Below are 18,933 nucleotides of genomic sequence, written 5' to 3' on the forward strand. Positions count from 1 at the left end.
TACACTAACATATAGTATGAGGTAAAGAGACACTGGATTCGACTGATGTTTCAAACTAAATTTTAATTAAACATTTAGTAATGGAAAAAATAGAACATATAGGAATTGCCGTTAAAGACTTAGCCGTTTCAAATTTAATTTTCGAAAAATTGTTTGGTGCGCCGGCCTACAAATCTGAAGAAGTAGAAAGTGAAGGGGTAGCAACTTCGTTTTTTAAAAGCGGACCTAATAAAATAGAACTTTTAGCAGCCACAAGCCTTGATAGTCCTATTGCTAAGTTTATAGATAAAAAGGGGGAGGGAATTCACCATATCGCATTTGCTGTAGAAGATATTGTGTCAGAAATTGCGCGTTTGCAGAAAGAAGGCTTCGTCGTTTTGAATGAAATTCCTAAAAAAGGCGCGGATAATAAACTGGTTGCTTTTCTACATCCCAAAAGCACAAATGGAGTTTTGATTGAATTATGCCAAGAAATAAAATAATTTTGATTGTTAATTAAAATTTAGAAATCTAATAATCAGTTGTTTTGGATTTCGTGAATTTTAATATTGAATTTAACTGAAAATATAAATAAAAAACATTTGGAGTAAACGAAAAATAGTAGTAATATTGCACACTCTTAACCGGTCCTATAGCTCAGCTGGTTAGAGCACCTGACTCATAATCAGGTGGTCCCTGGTTCGAGCCCAGGTGGGACCACGGTAAATCCTTCAAATTTTTTTAATTTGGAGGATTTTTTAATTTTAACTAAAACCAAGTTTCGTTAAAATTCGTAGCTTTATGTAAATAACCGTGGTTAAATGGCTAATTAGCTGTAATGATTTTTTTTTCTCGGTTAATTTGCTATTTTTGATTCCAAATGAAAGATTTACAAAATAAATATTATTTCTTCGTATTCTTCCTATTTGGGATGTTGCGTTCATTCGCTGATGGAGTAAGCCCGCCGCCTCCGGCACCGCCACCGCCACCACCAGGTTTGGCTATCGATGAGAATATTTTCGTCTTACTTAGTATTGCAATACTGTTTGGAATTTATATCATTTATAAGAATAACATAAAATCAAAAAGCCCAATCTAGATTGGGCTTTTTGATTTTATAAGGATTGACCGTTTTATTTGTTTGAGTATAATTTAGAAACATACTTGCCAATAACGTCGAATTCCAAATTAATTTGTGTGCCTACTTTAAAGGTGCTGAAGTTAGTGTGTTCGTGTGTGTATGGGATGATCGCTACGCTAAATTGATTTTTTTTGGAATCTACCACTGTAAGACTTACCCCGTTTACGGTAATCGAACCTTTCTCAATGGTGATGTTGTTTAGGGCTTCGTCATATTCAAAGGTGTAAAGCCAGCTTCCGCCAGTTTCTTTTGCGGCAATGCAGATTCCAGTTTGGTCAACATGTCCTTGTACGATATGGCCGTCTAGTCGATCACCAAGTTTCATGGCTCTTTCAAGATTGACACTGTCGCCAATCTTCCAGCTTCCTAGATTTGTTTTTTTGATTGTTTCGTCAATAGCGGTTACTGTGTACGAAGTGTCTTTTAGTGCAACCACGGTTAAACAAATTCCATTGTGCGCGACACTTTGGTCAATTTGCAGTTCTGCAGTTATTGATGAGTCCACTGTGATGTGAATGTTGTCTTTCTCTTTTTTTAAATCTTGGATAGTGCCAAGGGTTTCTATGATTCCTGTAAACATTTCTTGTTTTATTTTACTAAATTTGCACTTCAAAATTAGCAATAAATAACTTGTGGTCATGATGAAAAAAGCAGAAAATATTATCGTCGGAATTTCAATAGGAGATTTAAACGGTATTGGCAGCGAAGTGGTGCTGAAAACTTTCGAGGATTCACGGATGTTAGAGCTATGTACGCCTGTTATTTTTGCCAATGTGAAAATAATGTCATTTATTAAAAAGAATATAGATTCCACAGTTGCCTTGCACGGGATTGATAAGCTAGATCAAATTCTGCCAGGGAAGATTAATGTATTGAATCTTTGGAGGGAAGGCGTGGATTTAAATCTTGGGGTTAACGATGATAAAGTTGGCGAGTATGCCGTAAAATCATTTGTCGCGGCTAGTAAAGCGCTGAAAGAAGGCTTGGTGGATGTGTTAGTGACTGCGCCAATAAATAAATACAATATCCAATCGGATTCTTTTAAGTTTCCTGGGCATACGGATTATTTAAACCAAGAACTAGAAGGTAATGCTTTAATGTTGATGGTTCAGGATAATTTGAGGGTAGGGTTGCTGACGGATCATATTCCGGTGAGTGAAGTGGCTTCACATCTCACTGAGGAGTTGATCAAGCAAAAAATAGAAACAGTAAGACAATCACTAATTCAGGACTTTAGTATTAATAAGCCTAAAATTGCTGTCTTGGGATTGAATCCTCATTGCGGTGATGGTGGTGTTATAGGTAAAGAAGATGATGAGATATTGAAACCTGTTCTTAAAAAAATGTTTGATAAGGGAACGTTGGTTTTTGGACCGTTTGCCGCCGATGGTTTTTTTGGAAGTGGTCAATATGAAAAGTACGATGCCGTTATTGCTACGTATCACGATCAAGGTTTGATTCCTTTTAAAACATTGTCATTTGGTAAAGGTGTAAATTTCACCGCAGGTTTGAATAAAATCAGGACTTCGCCGGATCATGGTACTGCATATGATATTGCGGGAAAAGGAATTGCAGATTATAATTCGTTTAAAGAAGCAGTGTATCTTGCTTTGGATGTGTATCGATCAAGAATTCAGTATGCGGAAATCAGTGAAAAGCCGCTTAAAACCAAAGAAAAACAGTAGTAAATAAAAAAAGATAAATAAGCTTATTAGTTTTATAATAATTTTATATCTTTGCACTCCCGAAGTTTGGGGCAAAATTGTGTTGAAATGAATAAGACTAAACAATATTTAATTCCTTTTGTAGGGTTAAAGCTAGGAAAACATCATTTTGAATATCAAATAAGTAACTCGTTCTTTGAAATCTTTGATTATGATGAATTTGAAAGTTCAGACATCAAAGTAAATGTAGTTTTAGAGAAAAAAAGTACCATGCTGGAATTGATTTTCAAGCAACAAGGAACGGTTAACGTACCTTGTGATCTTACTAGTGAGGATTTTGACTTACCTATAGAAGGTGAGATGAAATTAATAGTACGTTTTGGAGATGTATATAATAGCGACAACGAAGAATTGCTGATTCTACCTTTTGGAGAATTTGAAATAGATGTTGCGCAGTATATATATGAAATGATTGTTCTTTCGGTTCCTCTAAGACGGGTTCATCCAGGGGTGAAAGACGGAAGTTTGAAAACGGAAGCTCTTACAAAACTGAACGAACTGATATTGAAAGAAGAAGCAGAAGTAGAAGAAACAGAAGTAGAAGAAAATAAAGAAGAAAATATTGACCCACGTTGGGACAAATTAAAGCAACTATTAACGGATAAATAATATAGTAAAATGGCGCATCCTAAGAGAAAAATCTCCAAAACAAGAAGAGATAAAAGAAGAACACATTACAAAGCTACAGTAGCACAAATCGCTACTTGCCCAATTACGGGTGAAGCACATTTATACCACAGAGCCTACTGGCATGAAGGGAAAATGTATTACAGAGGGCAAGTTGTTATAGATAAGTCTGTAGCTGTTGCTTAATGCATTTTTTTGTAAATGATATTAGAACTCTCACATCGTGAGAGTTTTTTTGTTGTTTGTAATTTTGTTAAATAAGAAGTTCCAAAACAATTGGTTTGGATTTTTTTTTGTAATTTTCACCTCTTTTAAACGTTTTTTCAAATGGTAACATTTGAAAAAAAATATTCGAATACAATGAATACAATTACAGCCGCAATAACCGCTGTTGGAGCTTATGTTCCTGACTTTGTTCTTTCAAACAAAGTGCTTGAAACAATGGTTGATACAAATGATGAGTGGATAACTTCGAGAACAGGAATTAAGGAAAGAAGAATTCTTAAAGATGATGATAAGGGAACTTCTTTTTTAGCTATAAAAGCGGCGCAAGACCTATTGTCTAAAACAAATGTTGATCCCTTAGATATCGATTTGATTATTATGGCAACGGCAACACCTGATATGCCAGTTGCTTCTACAGGGGTATATGTTGCAACTTCAATTGGTGCAACTAATGCTTTTGCTTATGATTTACAAGCAGCATGTTCCAGTTTCTTATATGGAATGTCTACAGCAGCTGCTTATATTCAATCAGGAAGATATAAAAAAGTACTTGTTATAGGTGCAGATAAAATGTCTTCAATTGTAGATTATACAGACAGATCTACTTGTATAATTTTTGGTGATGGAGCAGGAGCTGTATTGTTTGAGCCCAATTATGAAGGATTAGGACTACAGGATGAATATTTAAGAAGTGATGGTATAGGCCGTGATTTTCTGAAAATTGATGCTGGAGGATCTCTTAATCCAACCTCATTAGAAACAGTAAAAGAAAATAGACATAATATTGTTCAAGATGGTAAAACTGTATTTAAATATGCAGTAACTAATATGGCTGATGCTAGTGAGTTAATTTTAAAAAGAAACAATCTAACTAATGAAGATGTTGATTGGTTAGTTCCACATCAGGCAAATAAGCGTATTATAGATGCTACAGCCAATAGAATGAATTTAGAAGAATCGAAGGTATTGATGAATATAGAAAAGTATGGAAATACTACATCAGCAACCTTACCTTTAGTGCTTAATGACTTTGAGCACCTATTCAAAAAAGGAGATACTATTATTTTGGCTGCATTTGGTGGAGGATTCACTTGGGGATCTATTTACTTAAAATGGGCATACGACAAACAATAAATTTAAACTAAAAACAAATAATTATGGATTTAAAAGAAATTCAGAACCTAATCAAATTTGTAGCAAATTCGGGAGTTGCAGAAGTTAAATTAGAAATGGATGATGTAAAAATCACCATCAGAACAACTTTAGAAGGAAATTCGACAGAGACTACGTATGTGCAGCAAATGCCTTCTCAAACTCCATTTCAACAAGCTTTAGCGCCTCAACCAGTAGCACCAGTTGCTTCTGCGCCAGTTGCAGTTGCTGAGGATTCAAAATTCATTACTATTAAATCTCCAATTATTGGTACTTTCTATAGAAAACCATCTCCTGATAAGGCGATGTTTGTAGAAGTAGGAACTACTATTGGTAAAGGTGATGTTCTTTGTGTTATTGAGGCAATGAAATTATTTAACGAAATCGAGTCTGAAGTTTCTGGAAAAATCGTAAAAATCTTGGTTGACGATATGTCTCCTGTAGAATTTGACCAACCTTTATTCTTAGTTGACCCATCTTAATTAATTTTAAATTATACATTTCAGATGTTGATTTATTTTTGATCTGAAATAATTTAAAATTTAAAAGTCTTAATTTAAAATTTAAAAAAAGATGTTTAAAAAAATATTAATTGCAAATAGAGGAGAAATTGCACTTCGTATAATACGAACTTGTAAAGAAATGGGCATTAAAACTGTGGCTGTTTACTCTACTGCTGATGCAGAAAGTTTGCATGTTAGGTTTGCTGATGAAGCTGTTTGCATAGGACCGCCTCCAAGCAACTTGTCCTATTTGAAAATGTCAAATATTATTGCCGCTGCAGAAATTACAAATGCTGATGCAATACATCCGGGATACGGATTTCTTTCTGAAAATTCAAAATTTTCAAAAATATGTCAAGAACACGGAATTAAATTTATTGGAGCTTCTCCAGAAATGATTGACCGAATGGGTGATAAAGCATCTGCTAAATCGACCATGATTGAAGCTGGTGTTCCATGTGTTCCTGGTTCAGAGGGAATTTTGGAGTCATTTGAGCAAACTCAGGAAATCGCAAAAACTTTTGGTTACCCTGTAATGCTTAAAGCAACTGCTGGTGGTGGTGGAAAAGGAATGCGTGCCGTTTGGAAAGAAGAAGACTTACTTAAAGCATGGGAAGGTGCTCGTCAAGAGTCAGCTGCTGCTTTTGGTAATGACGGAATGTACCTTGAAAAACTAATTGAAGAACCACGTCATATCGAAATCCAAGTTATTGGAGATTCTTATGGAAAAGCTTGTCACCTTTCTGAGAGAGACTGTTCTGTTCAACGTCGTCATCAAAAACTAACTGAAGAAACACCATCGCCGTTTATGACAGATGAGTTACGTCAGAAGATGGGTGATGCTGCAGTTAAAGCCGCTGAATACATTAAGTATGAAGGTGCTGGAACAGTAGAATTCTTGGTAGATAAACACCGTAATTTCTATTTCATGGAAATGAATACTCGTATTCAGGTGGAGCATCCTATTACGGAGCAAGTAATTGATTATGATTTAATACGTGAGCAAATTTTAGTTGCTGCAGGTGTGCCTATTTCAGGTAAGAACTACATGCCAGAATTGCACGCTATTGAATGTCGTATCAATGCTGAAGATCCTTATAATGATTTTAGACCTTCACCAGGGAAAATTACAACATTGCATATGCCAGGAGGACATGGAGTTCGTTTAGATACTCATGTTTATTCAGGATATACTATTCCACCTAATTATGATTCAATGATCGCGAAACTAATTACTACTGCTCAATCTCGCGAGGAAGCAATTAGTAAAATGAGAAGAGCATTAGATGAATTTGTGATTGAAGGAATAAAAACAACAATACCTTTTCACAGACAACTGATGGATGATCCAAGATATATTGCAGGAGATTATACTACTGCATTCATGGATACTTTTAAAATGATTCCACTGGAATAAGAGAACATATTCAAATACAAAAAAAACCTCACTTTTCAGTGAGGTTTTTTTATAAGTTATAAAGTCAGTGAAGTCTATTTAGACTCCAATTTTGCTTGATATATCTGCAGGAATTCCATCTTTGTTTACCATAAAAGAAGTCGTTTTATATTTTACAAAATTCTTACTCACGTATAGATAACCTTTGTAGTCATTTGTAGTACCCCAAGAATTCTTAACTATATAGTATTCTTTGCCCAGCTGATCTTTAGCTATACCAACAATATGCATAGCATGATCATCTGTCGTTTGATAGTTGTCGAAAGCTTTTTGACGAATTTCTTCAGTAATTTGTAATTCTTCTTTAGGGCCGTTGAACATATTTTCTTTTTCAACAGTAGTCATGTCGTCATATTTTTTTGTAGGAACATAAGCGACACCATTTTTCCAGCTAAAACTTTTTTCACTCACATCAGATGCCCAAGCCACTGTAAATCCATTTTTTAATGCGTTATCAATGATCGTTGTCATATCATTCATTTTTACATTATAAACCAAATCAAAAGACCAGTTGTCTGGAACCATCATCATTGTCTTTTTGTAATAAGGCTCAGTAGAATAAGAAGCAAATTCAATATATTCTTCAGGATTAATTCCTACTATTTCTTTTGCAAAAGATTGGGGAGTGTAATTTTTTCCTTTATAATTAAAGTTTTTTGGAACTTCACCTAGATAAGAATCAATAACTGCTGCATAGGCTTTTTCCCAATTTGGTGTCAATTCTCCGTTTGGATTTTTTACCACTGCAGCTAATAATGCCTCGGTAATTCCTGACATTTCTGCAAATTTGTTTTTAGAAGTACCGTAATTTAATCCGCTATATACTTCCTGAGGCACTGCTCCGTATTTTCTGTACATATTGATTACATCATGTAATTCTCCGCCATCTCCAAGGGTAACTGCACCGTGCATACGAACATAGTTCTTTCCTTTTTCTACATAAGCATTACGAGCAGAAAAAACCTGAGATATTTCTACAGGTTGTTTACCCATTCGTATCATTTCTGATTCTAAGTAAGAATTAGCAGAATAACTCCAACAAGTTCCTGATGAACCTTGGTTTTTTATGGAAGTATTTGCAAGATTAATTACATCCGTAAATTTAAAACTTTCAACACTTTTTTCACTGGCATTGATTTTTAATGAATTTACTAAACCGTCTTGTGCCGAAACTGAACCCATAGCCAGTACAATTGTAGAGGCAAGGAAAAGGTTTCTAATTTTTAATGGATACATATTGTTTATTTAAGTTTTATTATAGGTTTACTTTATGACTAAAATGTTACAATTAGAGCAAATTTTAACTTTTGATTACAGGGTTTCTTTCAACCATTTGAAAAATTCATTTTGCCAAACTTGTGCATTTTGAGGTTTAAGAACCCAGTGGTTTTCTTCTGGAAAGTATACGAATCTACTTTTTATTCCACGTAATTGTGCCGCTTGAAATGCTTCTTGCCCTTGTCCAATTGGTACACGGAAATCTTTTCCTCCTTGATAAATTAATATAGGAGTATCCCATTTTTCAACTAAAGTCGCAGGATTAAATGTGGTGTAGGTTTTTTGAGCAACTGCATTGTCTTTTTCCCAATATGCACCTCCAAAATCCCAATTACTGAAGAAAACTTCTTCAGTAGTTCCAAACATACTTTGAGTATTGAATACTCCATCATGCGCAATAAAAGTTCTGAATCGGTTGTTGTGTATTCCAGCTAGATAAAATGCAGAATAGCCACCATAACTTGCTCCAACACAGCCTAAACGTTCTTTGTCCACATAGCTTTCTTTGGCTACATCATCAATCGCTGATAAATAGTCTTCCATTACTTGTCCACCCCAATCTTTACTAATTTGCTCATTCCATTCCACTCCGTGTCCTGGCATTCCACGACGATTTGGCGCTACGACAATGTATCCGTTTGCAGCCATTAATTGAAAATTCCAACGGAAAGAGTAGAATTGTGTCAATGCACTTTGTGGTCCACCTTGGCAATATAAAAGAGTTGGATATTTTTTTGTAGCATCGAAATTCGGTGGAAGAATAACCCAAACTAACATTTTCTTTCCGTCAGTTGTGGTAACATATCTTCTTTCAGTTTTGCTTAACGCCAAAGAATCATAAGTTGCGGTGTTCACATTTGATAATTGTTTCCAACTTTTTTTCTTGATGTCAAATGAAAATATTTCCGAAGCATGATTCATATCAGCTCTTGTAACAATTATGTTGTTTCCGGAAAAGCCAACAATCTCGTTTACGTCAAAATCACCATTGGTAACTTGCTGAACTTGTATTGCAATTTTGGTAAAACCTGGGAAATTAACTTCAAAGATTTGTTTAGTTCCATCTACAGCAGCGATAAAGTAGACTTTTTTGCCGTCTTTACTCCAAGTAAAGCTGTCGACAGTTCCATCCCAATTAGCGGTCAAGTTCATTTTGATTCCTTTAAAATCGACGATGATGTCGTTTTTATCAGCTTCATAACCGTCACGTTTCATTTGTAACCAAGTTAAATCGCCTGAAGGAGAAAATTTAGGAGCAACATCATAACCAAGATTATCTTCGGTTCTATTAGTTGTTTTTCCTGTTTCCAGATTATATTCGTAAATATTTGTATTGGTTGAAATAGCATATTGAGTGCCTTCTTTTTTCTTGCTAACGTATAAAATATGTTTGCTGTCTGGAGACCAAATGTAATCTTCGTCACCACCGAAAGGTTTTTGCGGACTGTCAAAAGCCGCTCCCCCAAGGATATCAACTCCAACAGCTCCTTCTGTATTTTCTTTATAAAAAACGTGATTGAATTTACCTTCATTCCATGTATCCCAATGACGATAGTCTAAACCGTTATAAATTTGCACTTCTGATTTATCTAATTTAGGATAGAAATCCTTTCCAAGGACATTATTGACTTTTGCCTCTTCGTTGTAGACAATATACTTACCGTCTGGAGAAATATTTTTGTCTTTTACCAAATCTTTGTAATCGACTACCTCAATTGGATTGCCTCCATCAACAGGAATTACATAAAATTTTGAGTTCGATTTATTCTCTTCAACTGAAGGGGTAGTTACTTTGTAGACTACATTTTTTGCATCTTTAGAAATTCCTAAAGGGGTTACTCTTCCTAATTTCCAAAGAGTTTCTGCTGACATTACATTTTGACCAATTGCACTTAAACTCATCATAGTTAGGGTTGTAAGAAGTATTTTTTTCATATATAAATAAATTGTTTTGGAATTCTAAAAGTACACTTTTATTCTAAAACGAGAATCAGGAATATGTTAACTCTTTCTGAATGTTATTTTGTTTAAAACTGGAAGAAGCGTCCTTTAAGTTCGCTAAAAATATTATTTTTATAAAAAATTTGAATATGCAGCTAAGTTATTGGGAATTAAAAAATTGGTTTACAAACGTAGATTATACTGTTGTAGGGAGTGGAATTGTAGGTTTACACGCCGCATTACGCTTGCGCGAAAGGTTTCCAGATAGTAAAATTTTAGTTCTTGAAAAAGGAATGTTGCCTCATGGAGCTAGTACTAAGAATGCGGGTTTTGCCTGTTTCGGCAGTATTTCAGAAATAATTGATGATTTAAAATCACATTCTGAGGAAGAGGTTTTTAACCTTGTTCAGAAACGCTGGAAGGGTTTGCAATTATTAAGAAAACGACTGGGTGATGAAAGAATTGATTTTAAGCCTTTTGGTGGTTATGAGTTATTTTTAAAAGAAGATGAGAGTTGTTATGAAGAGTGCATAAACAAATTACCATTGATAAATGAAATACTGAAACCTCTTTTTAGAGCTGACGTATTTGCCAAAGAAATTGATCGTTTTGGGTTTAATGGAATCCGGGAGCATTTGGTTTTTAATCCATTCGAAGCGCAAATAGATACTGGAAATATGATGCAGACTTTGCTGAAAGAGGCTATTTCTGAAAATATATTGATTCTTAATCAGCAAACGGTGACCTCTTTTTTGGATAAAGAAAATGAAGTAGAAGTTGTGCTGGATGATTTTAGTTTCATGACAAATAAAATATTATTTGCCACCAATGGTTTTGCAAATAAGTTGACTAACGGAGAAGTAAAGCCTGCAAGAGCACAAGTTTTAATAACGGAACCCATTAAAAACCTGGATATCAAAGGAACTTTTCATTTAGACAGAGGTTATTATTACTTTAGAAATATTGGAGATCGAATTCTGTTAGGAGGAGGAAGGAATTTGGATTTTGATGCAGAAACCACTACCGAGTTTGCGCAGACAGAAATCGTGCAGAATAAATTGGAACAGTTATTAAAAGAAGTAATTTTGCCAAATCAAGATTTCAAAATCGAGCACCGTTGGAGCGGTATAATGGGAATAGGGAATAGCAAGAACCCAATCGTTTCCCAATTATCGCAAAATGTGTACTGCGGAGTGAGATTAGGAGGAATGGGAGTAGCAATAGGGAGTTTAATAGGAACAGAATTAGCAGATTTAATATAATGGCGACAAAAATTACACAAAAAAAATCAACAAGAAAACCAGTAAAAAAAGAATCAAGAAGTTTTATGAGTAAATTAAGCCGCCTTCTGTTTAAAGCATTTTTATGGTTTTTAGGTGTATCCGTTTTTTTTGTACTGCTTTTTAAATTCGTACCAGTACCGTTTACACCATTAATGGCTATTCGAGCAATCGAAAGTAAAAAAGCCGGCAAAGAAATGGTATGTAGTCATGATTGGGAACCACTGGAAAACATATCCGTTAATTTGCAAAAAGCAGTTATCGCAAGTGAAGACGGGACTTTTCTCAAGCACAATGGTTTTGATTTTACGGCAATGCAAAAAGCGTACAAAAATAACGAGCGCGGCCGAAGAATTAAGGGAGGAAGTACTATCTCGCAACAAACGGCGAAAAATGTATTTCTTTGGCAAGGACGTAGCTATCTGAGAAAAGGACTTGAAGCTTATTTTACAGTGCTAATAGAATTTATTTGGGGGAAAGAACGCATAATGGAAGTGTATTTAAACAGTATTGAGATGGGCGATGGTGTATATGGAGCACAAGCTGCTGCGGAACATTGGTATCGTAAAGATGCCGCAAATCTCACGCCACTTCAAGCTGCTGGAATAGCGGCAATTTTGCCTAATCCAAGGAAATTTACAGCGACTAGTTCTTCTTCGTATATCAATAACCGCAAAACAAAAATAATGCGTGTAATGCGTACTGTTGGAAAAATAGAATATTAGATGTTGTTTAAAAAGGCTCTTTTTGTTTTTGCAGTTATGTCGTCAGTTTTTGCTTTCGGTCAGGCGAATACTGTAGAACTGGGTGTCATTACAGATAATGATTCGTATACTTCATCTAAGAATGATAAGTATTATACTAATGGTCTGGAGATTTTTTATAGGTTTTTGAATAAAGCCAAAAAGGCCGAAGTAAATAAAAAAAGTACTGAATTTAGAATAGGGCAATACATTTATAATCCTAGAAGTATAAGTTCAGAAGATATCGCCACAAATGACCGGCCATTCGCGGGATATCTATTTGTAGAAGCAGGACGCTCTTTTTTTTACCAAAATGAATCTGTAGTTAAATATCATATGCAAATTGGTAATGTTGGTCCAAATTCATTTGGAAAGGAAACCCAAAATTTTATCCATAGGCTTCTTAATCATAAGGAAGCGACAGGTTGGGAACATCAAATTAGGAATACAGTAGCTCTGCAATCTCATGTTTTTTACTCAAAAAAATTATTTCCAAAATTAGAAAGCAAAGCCATTGACTTTCATTTTCAATCCGAAGCTGATCTGGGAACAATATTTACTGGTGCATCAACAGGTTTTTTAACAAGAATAGCATTTAAAAAATTAGCGCCAGTCTATAACTCTAACCTTTACGGTGGCGCAGTAGGAAGCAACGAAAGTGAGTTTTATTTCTATTTAGCTCCAAGTGTGAATTACCAACTGTATGACGCTACAATTCAAGGAAGCCTTTTTAATGATGATAGTCCAGTCACTTATGATTTAGTTCCGCTTCGATTTAATGGGGAAGCAGGCTTCAAATACCGAAAAAACAATCTTAATTTAGGTTATAGTTTTGTTTATCGAGGGAAAGAGGTGAATAATGATGAAAATACAGGATATTTTTATGGATCAATATCCATTTCTTTTTTATTTAAATAGAAGAAAATTCGGATTAGATATATCATCCATTAATTTTTATCAAGCAAGTGTAATTAATTGTAGGATGGATAAAAGGTGTGGTATGAAGTAATTCTCGCTATTACGTAAAATTCAATAGAGTTAATCCTCCTAAATAATAACGATAAAGAACAAAATAAAAAACCGTAAACACTTAATTAAAAGGTTTTACGGTTTTATTCTGTGGAGAATACCGGATTCGAACCGGTCACCTTCCCGAAAGCCTTCGGGACACTCTAGTCATATGAGTTTTGAGATATTAAATATTCGATATATTTTCTGCTTTTCTTTTTTTTGATTTCCATTTCTCTTTTTACAGCTAATGCCCTAGAGTCAAAAGTTTCAAAATGTACGATTATCCAATCTTTTGCAGCTTTGGTATAGGTACTTCTACTATTTAAATGGTCGTTAAGTCTGTTCTCAATGTTTTCACAAGAACCGGTGTAGTATTTATTTAAAGTCTTCGAGAAAATAATGTAAGTATAAAACATAGGCTTTAAAATAAAAAAATACTCAAGTCGTCTGACTTGAGTATTAAAATGTGGAGAATATCGGATTCGAACCGATCACCTCTTGCCTGCCAGGCGGGGCCGTATTAATCAAAACCCTATTTTTACTGGGATTGTGTTTTTTTAAGTGTTGCAAAAACATACATTTTAGAGCATTTTGCCACTCAATAAGTACACTTAGATAATGAGAATATTTCATTGTTTTTTTGGTTAAATTATATTCATACTGAAGTAACAGATTCTATGGACTATCGCAAACCTCAGCAGTAATCATTAAAATTATTTAGAGAAAAAGGCTGTGGTGAAAATGTATTTAGTTATTTTGGAAACTATAACCAAAATGATGTTAAAATCATAAGAAATGAAAATAATTGATAAGCTAGCTTGGATTGAAATTGTAGACAAGAAGATTCTATCTACAAAATCTTTTGGAAAAGATAAATACTATATTCCTGGTGGTAAAAGAGATAATTTTGAAACCGACAAGGAAGCTTTATCTCGAGAAATAAAAGAAGAACTAAGTGTAGAGTTAAATACAGATACTTTAAAATTTATTGGAGTATTTCAAGCTCACGCTCATGGGCATTCTGCAGATACGTTTGTTAAAATGACTTGCTATTCGGCAAGTTTTACTGGTTTGCTAGAAGCGAATTCAGAAATTGAGGAAATTATTTGGCTGTCTTATTCCGATAAAGATAAAATATCAGAGGTTGATAAGTTAATTTTTAATTTTTTGAAAGAAAGTAATATGTTAGATTAAACAATATTTAGGAACTCATGACGAAACTGCATCTGCAAACTGGTTTGACGGAATTTGTAGAGTAGTAATTTAGGTTTGTATAAAATATAAATTACGTGAAATTATTATATTTCTAATATTGAATTGTCTATTATCTTCCAATCACCTTTATATGAAACAATATTAATAGCTTTTCCAACAATTTTATTTTTTAAATTTTCAATCAATTTGTCAGTAATTTTATTTCTATCATTAACCCTTAATGCTAATTCTCTAATTTCGATAGTTCCCCAACCTATATCGTCTATTCTACGAAAATATATATTTAGTTCCCTTAACACCTCAGGATATCCGATTCTGTATGTTCCATTTCCACCATCAGTTGCTCCGAAAGGAACAGACATTCCATTTTTAATTCCCGATACTGTTCTAGTTAACGAGGTAGTATCATATTTTAAATCAATTATTTTTACTTTATAAACATCTTTTATTGACTTATCATTGAAAATTTGATTTGTCATGCTTATATCTATGGCATTGAAACCTTTTTCAGTTTCAATTACTTTAAAATCAATAACAAAACGATTTCTATCAACCCAATCTGTATAAAGATAATTTGTTACATTATTTAAAAATTTTTCTTTCTCTCTAAATTGTGAAATATGGAAAAAGCATCTATTTTCGTTTTCATCTTTTATGAATCCAAATCCTTTTTCTTGAATATAATCTATTATAATTCCTTTCATATAATGACTTACTGGATTGTTTATGGTAAAATAATATTTGCCTAATTTATAAAATATTAAAGCAAATATATAATTAAATCACATGGAAAATTATTGGTAGGTTTAACTGAAAACAAAAGCCATTTTAAATAAAATTTTTCGGAAGATAATTGGGAAATGATTCTCAAAATTTTTTACATTATTCAAAAATTCTCAAGTATAAAAAAATTATGCGTTGCGTAAATTCCATTTGTGCGTAGCTGTAGTATCTAGCTTATCATTTAATTCAACAAGCTCAAATAAATATGAAATAACTTGAGGTCTGTTTGCAGTAATATTTTCTCTGTATATAGAAACTGAATTGTTGTCAAAAAATTTATACTGTAATTCTTCCGCAATATTCATTGCTTGAATAAAAATATCTCCTTGGTCAGTTGTAAAGCCTCTGTTTTTTCCATCTAAAACTTGATTGCAATAATGTGTTAAAACTATGATGAAATTTGTTAATCGAATTGCTGGATGCGGATGAGTTTTTTCAGCGTAATATAGATTATCTGAATTTCCTTCAAAAGATAATAGATACAAAATTATTGGAACTGAGAACAATACAATCATAGCTTCAACCAAAGGCTTTGAAACTTCTTCACCGAATAACTTTTCAGAATATTGCATTATATGAGTTCCTAAACACAGAGCACTAAAAGTATCTGCATCGATTTCCATTAGATGTCTGTTAATGTCGAAAACTTCTATTGTTTCGGGATTCTCTTCTAAATTAAGTTCAAGGTAATCTGATTTTTGAATTAGATGAGCTAATTCATGATAAAAGGTAAAATGCAAACCAGCTTGATACATTAGATTATTTATAGGAGTATCTGTATAGGGAGCTAGTTTTTCAAATAAAAAAATATCGGATTCAATAATTAATGTTTCGTTAGTTTTAAAATTATTTATTAACCAATTTATGGTTCCCATGTAGATTCCAATAAGATAATAGCCATTGTCACTTAAACCAGCTTTAGCATTAATTGAGAAATTATTAATAAAATATAAATAAGCGGGCACAATCCCATAAACACTATTAATCTGTAATGTTTCTCGATAGAAACTGAAAACATTTAAAAACTCTGATTGATTAGGCGAAAATTCAAGGTCATAAAACTGACTTACATTGAACCCTAGGTCATTCATTATACTATCAATATTTTCATTATAATCCTGTAAAGTCATATTTTAAATTATTAAAAACAGATATAAAATAATAAGGCGATTTTTAATCTCTTAATTATAGATGGATAGCTTTGAGCAAGAAGTGAAAAGTATACTTTTCAGAACGAATAAAAAAAAGTTTAGTTTTATTTAAGCTTACCATCTCTTCCAATAATAATTGTTGGAGTTGAACCTTAATAATTGATTTACTTTTTCAAATAAATTTCATCTCGAATATAAGTATCATTTAGCCAAAAAGAATGTTTGGTATATCTATCAGATTTAGTAACAATGTCGATAACTGGTAATACATAAGTATCATGAGTAGTTACTGCATGAGGTCTTACGTGTGAAATATCATTCTCACTTTTCTTGGGAAAATTTGTATAGCGAATGCTATTTTTAATTTCTTTTACAATTTTTCCTGATGCAACTACTTCTTGTGTTTTGTCCCAAACAACTTTTACTTTTTCTATGTCTGAAACAGGCATGTTCCAAAACTTCGTCTTTCTTAGTATAATTTTGTTATTATCAAATTGAAAAAAAACAAATAGAAACTTACGTTCTAAAATTTCCCTAAATTCAGAATTTTCCCAATTATGAGATACAATTTCCATATATTCAAAAGCAGGAAAAGACATGTTTTCTTTTGGCAATGAATCTTCTCTTAATCTAACTGTCTTGATTTCGATGTCTGCTTTTGCAAATTCTTCGATTTCTTTATCTACTGCAATTCCTAAAATTAGTTTAGTAATACTTGAAAAATAATTTTTAGCTAACTTATTAAGTTCTACTCCAAATTCTGCTTGGATTTCATCAACACTTGCATTATAAAATTTACTGAATTTAGATAAAACTATTTGTTCAATTGTTAGCTCGATAGGCAGATTGCCTGGAATTATTTTCCCATAAACCTCGGTTGGCTCATTAGCAATTGAAGCAATTATATGGTTGACATATCCTTGTTTTAATGAATATGCTCTTTGTTTAGCTAAAGTGTCAACACCGAATTGTTTTCTTAGATTTCCACCTTTGCCTCCTTTTGTACAGGCGCCTAAATAAAACGTGTCTCCTTCGGATAATTCATGTGCATGACCTGAAGCAATTTTGTTGGTTATTATCTGCCAATCATTTTTTATTATCTCTAAATCATGAGCAGGAAAAGTCCATTCATTAACAAGCTTTATCATATAGTCTAAAATGTCTATTCCCTCTTCCCTAAAATAAAAAATTAAAAGGAGATGTGCATTTTTTTTCCAAAATGAACTCGTTTCGAATTTTTGAGTCGCAACTTCTAGGTAATTAATTATATTAAGTACTAATCGCTCTTTAGAGCGATATTCCTTATTACTTAGTTTCTTTAATGGAGAAGACTTCAATTCCATACCAATTTCCGCAAAATCTGGCAAAGCATCGGAATTGGGCTCATACATGAAATAAAATTTTTCCAAAATCTGACCAAAGTTACCTTTGCCTGTATAGCCGTGTTCAATTATCCCAACATCACATGATGTTCTCAATGAATTTCCTGCTAGTTTTTTAGCGTATTCTAATACAGAATCTTTGTCTTGCGGATTATACGGAAGGTTTTGGTTAGAGCTCATCTTAAATTATTTCATAAATTAAATTCTCTTTAGTGATATCAAAATTATAAGTAACTAATCTTACATTGTTCCATGTTTTAGAAACTGAAGGTCTTACTCCATTAATGTATTTTCTTTCAACAATATCCTGATAAGTATCTATTGCTTCTTGAGTATAACTATGCCCTAGTAAAAAGGCATTTATCATACTATAGTCTCCATATGTGTATTCATTTTTAATCCAATCCACATACTTCATTAATTGCATTACATCTTGAACTTCAACTTGACCTTTTTTTATTTCAATTACCAAGAAATTGGAAATTGTCGGTTTCTGATTTTTAATGTATTTGTATCCAAATATGTCCATTTTGTCCATGTAATCAATTGGTTTAAAAGGGGAAGCTATGATTTGATGGGTTAAGTAATCCCATTTTCCAAATACTTCGACTGCATTTTCTTCTAAGTTTGTTAATTGATGTATAAGTGAAGCTTCGATTGCCATCTCATGCTTTAAACTACCATTTGGATTGTTAATATTATTTAGAAAAGGTACTGTTGTTAATCTATAATCTGAATTATTTGATACTAAAGCTTCTATTTGTAAATGTGATTTGACAAAATCACTTTGAATAGTATTTATTATACTAGAATTATTAATTACTTCAATATTACGTCTCAATATTATATTTTTAAAAGCTTGATTTTCTTCATCAGAAAATTTTATAAAACTTAATTTCCAAAATGCACGTAAAATTTTAAATTGATTTGGTGCTGATGCTAAAGTCTCATCCATGTCTATACCATCTTTGAAAAAATATGGACTGGGTTTAAATGTGCAAACAAATCTATATTGTAAACTTTCTTTGCTGCCATTATCAAGTATTAACTTAGATTTAATAGTATCATAATCTGGAGTATCTGGGTAATTTGCTTTTGGATAATTTAGAAATTTACATTCGCCACTAATATTTATTAATATTCCGATGCCATAAATTTTTCTCTTTATGAAAAAATAAACATTATCTCCTTCTGCCATAGAACTGTAATCTGCAAAAGTACCTTCATGATGTATTTTCCACAATCCTCCTGACGGCAATGATAACCTGGTTGAATAGGTGCCTTTGTCAATACAATTCATTAAAGAATCTATACTGTCAAGGCTGAATAAATAGCCTGCCAT

Annotated in this window: 19 protein-coding genes and 1 tRNA gene; 12 read left to right on the forward strand and 8 right to left on the reverse strand. The window is 33.0% G+C overall.

Translation table 11 applies throughout. The features are described 5' to 3' along the window. Nucleotides 1-80: 80 nt before the first annotated feature. Together mce and BLV91_RS12480 are read left to right on the forward strand one after the other, a co-directional pair. On the forward strand, nt 81-482 hold the full coding sequence (gene mce / locus BLV91_RS12475) for a methylmalonyl-CoA epimerase (protein ID WP_091433825.1): 402 nt from the start codon (nt 81-83) through the stop codon (nt 480-482). A 143-nt stretch (nt 483-625) separates the two neighbouring features. Further along, nucleotides 626-699 (forward strand) — tRNA-Ile (locus BLV91_RS12480). Nucleotides 700-1,112: 413 nt separating this feature from the next. On the opposite strand, the gene BLV91_RS12490 is transcribed toward BLV91_RS12480, so the two are convergent. Beyond that, nucleotides 1,113-1,700, reverse strand: a complete 588-nt coding sequence (locus tag BLV91_RS12490) for a riboflavin synthase (protein ID WP_091434013.1) — start codon at nt 1,698-1,700, stop codon at nt 1,113-1,115. A gap of 58 nt (nt 1,701-1,758) precedes the next feature. Between BLV91_RS12490 and pdxA the strand changes: the two genes are divergently transcribed. From pdxA to accC, 6 genes are all read left to right on the forward strand, one after another. Further along, complete coding sequence (pdxA, locus tag BLV91_RS12495; RefSeq protein ID WP_091433828.1) at nt 1,759-2,805, forward strand: 4-hydroxythreonine-4-phosphate dehydrogenase PdxA; 1,047 nt, start codon at nt 1,759-1,761, stop codon at nt 2,803-2,805. 87 nt (nt 2,806-2,892) lie between these two features. Further along, complete coding sequence (locus BLV91_RS12500) at nt 2,893-3,453, forward strand: YceD family protein (RefSeq protein WP_091433829.1); 561 nt, start codon at nt 2,893-2,895, stop codon at nt 3,451-3,453. Nucleotides 3,454-3,462: 9 nt separating this feature from the next. Further along, nucleotides 3,463-3,657: a 50S ribosomal protein L32 gene (rpmF, locus tag BLV91_RS12505; RefSeq protein ID WP_007137315.1), complete on the forward strand. Its 195-nt coding sequence runs from the start codon at nt 3,463-3,465 to the stop codon at nt 3,655-3,657. A gap of 174 nt (nt 3,658-3,831) precedes the next feature. Next, entirely contained in the window at nt 3,832-4,830 is a 999-nt protein-coding gene (locus tag BLV91_RS12510; protein WP_091434015.1) for a beta-ketoacyl-ACP synthase III, read from the forward strand. A 23-nt stretch (nt 4,831-4,853) separates the two neighbouring features. Continuing rightward, the gene (gene accB / locus BLV91_RS12515) at nt 4,854-5,330 is read left to right on the forward strand and encodes an acetyl-CoA carboxylase biotin carboxyl carrier protein (RefSeq protein ID WP_091433830.1); all 477 of its coding nucleotides are present in this window, start codon (nt 4,854-4,856) and stop codon (nt 5,328-5,330) included. Between the two features lie 91 nt (nt 5,331-5,421). Then, nucleotides 5,422-6,768, forward strand: coding sequence for an acetyl-CoA carboxylase biotin carboxylase subunit (accC, locus tag BLV91_RS12520; protein ID WP_091433831.1), 1,347 nt, complete (start codon nt 5,422-5,424; stop codon nt 6,766-6,768). Nucleotides 6,769-6,846: 78 nt separating this feature from the next. Here accC and BLV91_RS12525 read toward each other — a convergent pair whose 3' ends face one another. Both BLV91_RS12525 and BLV91_RS12530 read right to left on the reverse strand, forming a co-directional pair. Continuing rightward, nucleotides 6,847-8,043 carry a C1 family peptidase gene (locus BLV91_RS12525; RefSeq protein ID WP_091433832.1) on the reverse strand — a complete coding sequence of 399 codons (1,197 nt, stop codon included), beginning with the start codon at nt 8,041-8,043 and terminating at the stop codon, nt 6,847-6,849. Between the two features lie 75 nt (nt 8,044-8,118). Further along, nucleotides 8,119-10,020, reverse strand: a complete 1,902-nt coding sequence (locus tag BLV91_RS12530) for a S9 family peptidase (protein ID WP_091433834.1) — start codon at nt 10,018-10,020, stop codon at nt 8,119-8,121. Between the two features lie 155 nt (nt 10,021-10,175). Between BLV91_RS12530 and BLV91_RS12535 the strand changes: the two genes are divergently transcribed. From BLV91_RS12535 to BLV91_RS12545, 3 genes are read left to right on the forward strand one after another with little or no spacing between them, the layout of a single operon-like run. After that, on the forward strand, nt 10,176-11,288 hold the full coding sequence (locus BLV91_RS12535; RefSeq protein ID WP_091434017.1) for an NAD(P)/FAD-dependent oxidoreductase: 1,113 nt from the start codon (nt 10,176-10,178) through the stop codon (nt 11,286-11,288). Then, nucleotides 11,288-12,031, forward strand: a complete 744-nt coding sequence (mtgA, locus tag BLV91_RS12540) for a monofunctional biosynthetic peptidoglycan transglycosylase (protein ID WP_091433836.1) — start codon at nt 11,288-11,290, stop codon at nt 12,029-12,031. Before BLV91_RS12535 ends, mtgA begins: the two co-directional genes overlap by 1 nt. 36 nt (nt 12,032-12,067) lie before the next feature. Next, nucleotides 12,068-12,967, forward strand: coding sequence for a lipid A deacylase LpxR family protein (locus BLV91_RS12545; protein ID WP_245709696.1), 900 nt, complete (start codon nt 12,068-12,070; stop codon nt 12,965-12,967). Nucleotides 12,968-13,221: 254 nt separating this feature from the next. Here the strand turns inward: BLV91_RS12545 and BLV91_RS12550 are convergent, their stop codons facing one another. Then, nucleotides 13,222-13,476, reverse strand: coding sequence for a GIY-YIG nuclease family protein (locus BLV91_RS12550; RefSeq protein ID WP_091433840.1), 255 nt, complete (start codon nt 13,474-13,476; stop codon nt 13,222-13,224). A 379-nt stretch (nt 13,477-13,855) separates the two neighbouring features. On the opposite strand from BLV91_RS12550, the gene BLV91_RS12555 reads away from it, so the two are divergent. After that, nucleotides 13,856-14,254 carry an NUDIX hydrolase gene (locus tag BLV91_RS12555; RefSeq protein WP_091433842.1) on the forward strand — a complete coding sequence of 133 codons (399 nt, stop codon included), beginning with the start codon at nt 13,856-13,858 and terminating at the stop codon, nt 14,252-14,254. A 104-nt stretch (nt 14,255-14,358) separates the two neighbouring features. Here the strand turns inward: BLV91_RS12555 and BLV91_RS12560 are convergent, their stop codons facing one another. From BLV91_RS12560 to BLV91_RS12575, 4 genes are all read right to left on the reverse strand, one after another. Beyond that, the gene (locus BLV91_RS12560) at nt 14,359-14,979 is read right to left on the reverse strand and encodes a S1 domain-containing protein (RefSeq protein ID WP_091433845.1); all 621 of its coding nucleotides are present in this window, start codon (nt 14,977-14,979) and stop codon (nt 14,359-14,361) included. A gap of 207 nt (nt 14,980-15,186) precedes the next feature. After that, the gene (locus BLV91_RS12565) at nt 15,187-16,188 is read right to left on the reverse strand and encodes a hypothetical protein (RefSeq protein WP_091433847.1); all 1,002 of its coding nucleotides are present in this window, start codon (nt 16,186-16,188) and stop codon (nt 15,187-15,189) included. Between the two features lie 185 nt (nt 16,189-16,373). Continuing rightward, nucleotides 16,374-17,771 (reverse strand): Sau3AI family type II restriction endonuclease, encoded by a 1,398-nt coding sequence (locus BLV91_RS12570; RefSeq protein WP_091433849.1) that lies wholly within the window; start codon nt 17,769-17,771, stop codon nt 16,374-16,376. 1 nt (nt 17,772) lies between these two features. Continuing rightward, on the reverse strand, nt 17,773-18,933 hold the full coding sequence (locus BLV91_RS12575) for a hypothetical protein (protein ID WP_091433851.1): 1,161 nt from the start codon (nt 18,931-18,933) through the stop codon (nt 17,773-17,775).

The sequence above is a fragment of the Flavobacterium degerlachei genome, from assembly GCF_900106645.1.
GTDB classification, from domain to species: Bacteria; Bacteroidota; Bacteroidia; order Flavobacteriales; family Flavobacteriaceae; genus Flavobacterium; species Flavobacterium degerlachei.

What these genes read in the sequence shown, in the direction of transcription:
- BLV91_RS12575 (WP_091433851.1), bottom strand. Translation starts at nt 18,933, where the DNA reads ATGGCAGGCTATTTATTCAGCCTTGACAGTATAGATTCTTTAATGAAT.
- BLV91_RS12545 (WP_245709696.1), top strand. Translation starts at nt 12,068, where the DNA reads ATGTCGTCAGTTTTTGCTTTCGGTCAGGCGAATACTGTAGAACTGGGT.
- BLV91_RS12570 (WP_091433849.1), bottom strand. Translation starts at nt 17,771, where the DNA reads ATGAGCTCTAACCAAAACCTTCCGTATAATCCGCAAGACAAAGATTCT.
- accC (WP_091433831.1), top strand. Translation starts at nt 5,422, where the DNA reads ATGTTTAAAAAAATATTAATTGCAAATAGAGGAGAAATTGCACTTCGT.
- accB (WP_091433830.1), top strand. Translation starts at nt 4,854, where the DNA reads ATGGATTTAAAAGAAATTCAGAACCTAATCAAATTTGTAGCAAATTCG.
- BLV91_RS12560 (WP_091433845.1), bottom strand. Translation starts at nt 14,979, where the DNA reads ATGAAAGGAATTATAATAGATTATATTCAAGAAAAAGGATTTGGATTC.
- BLV91_RS12490 (WP_091434013.1), bottom strand. Translation starts at nt 1,700, where the DNA reads ATGTTTACAGGAATCATAGAAACCCTTGGCACTATCCAAGATTTAAAA.
- BLV91_RS12510 (WP_091434015.1), top strand. Translation starts at nt 3,832, where the DNA reads ATGAATACAATTACAGCCGCAATAACCGCTGTTGGAGCTTATGTTCCT.
- pdxA (WP_091433828.1), top strand. Translation starts at nt 1,759, where the DNA reads ATGATGAAAAAAGCAGAAAATATTATCGTCGGAATTTCAATAGGAGAT.
- BLV91_RS12530 (WP_091433834.1), bottom strand. Translation starts at nt 10,020, where the DNA reads ATGAAAAAAATACTTCTTACAACCCTAACTATGATGAGTTTAAGTGCA.
- mtgA (WP_091433836.1), top strand. Translation starts at nt 11,288, where the DNA reads ATGGCGACAAAAATTACACAAAAAAAATCAACAAGAAAACCAGTAAAA.
- rpmF (WP_007137315.1), top strand. Translation starts at nt 3,463, where the DNA reads ATGGCGCATCCTAAGAGAAAAATCTCCAAAACAAGAAGAGATAAAAGA.
- BLV91_RS12555 (WP_091433842.1), top strand. Translation starts at nt 13,856, where the DNA reads ATGAAAATAATTGATAAGCTAGCTTGGATTGAAATTGTAGACAAGAAG.
- mce (WP_091433825.1), top strand. Translation starts at nt 81, where the DNA reads ATGGAAAAAATAGAACATATAGGAATTGCCGTTAAAGACTTAGCCGTT.
- BLV91_RS12565 (WP_091433847.1), bottom strand. Translation starts at nt 16,188, where the DNA reads ATGACTTTACAGGATTATAATGAAAATATTGATAGTATAATGAATGAC.
- BLV91_RS12550 (WP_091433840.1), bottom strand. Translation starts at nt 13,476, where the DNA reads ATGTTTTATACTTACATTATTTTCTCGAAGACTTTAAATAAATACTAC.
- BLV91_RS12525 (WP_091433832.1), bottom strand. Translation starts at nt 8,043, where the DNA reads ATGTATCCATTAAAAATTAGAAACCTTTTCCTTGCCTCTACAATTGTA.
- BLV91_RS12500 (WP_091433829.1), top strand. Translation starts at nt 2,893, where the DNA reads ATGAATAAGACTAAACAATATTTAATTCCTTTTGTAGGGTTAAAGCTA.
- BLV91_RS12535 (WP_091434017.1), top strand. Translation starts at nt 10,176, where the DNA reads ATGCAGCTAAGTTATTGGGAATTAAAAAATTGGTTTACAAACGTAGAT.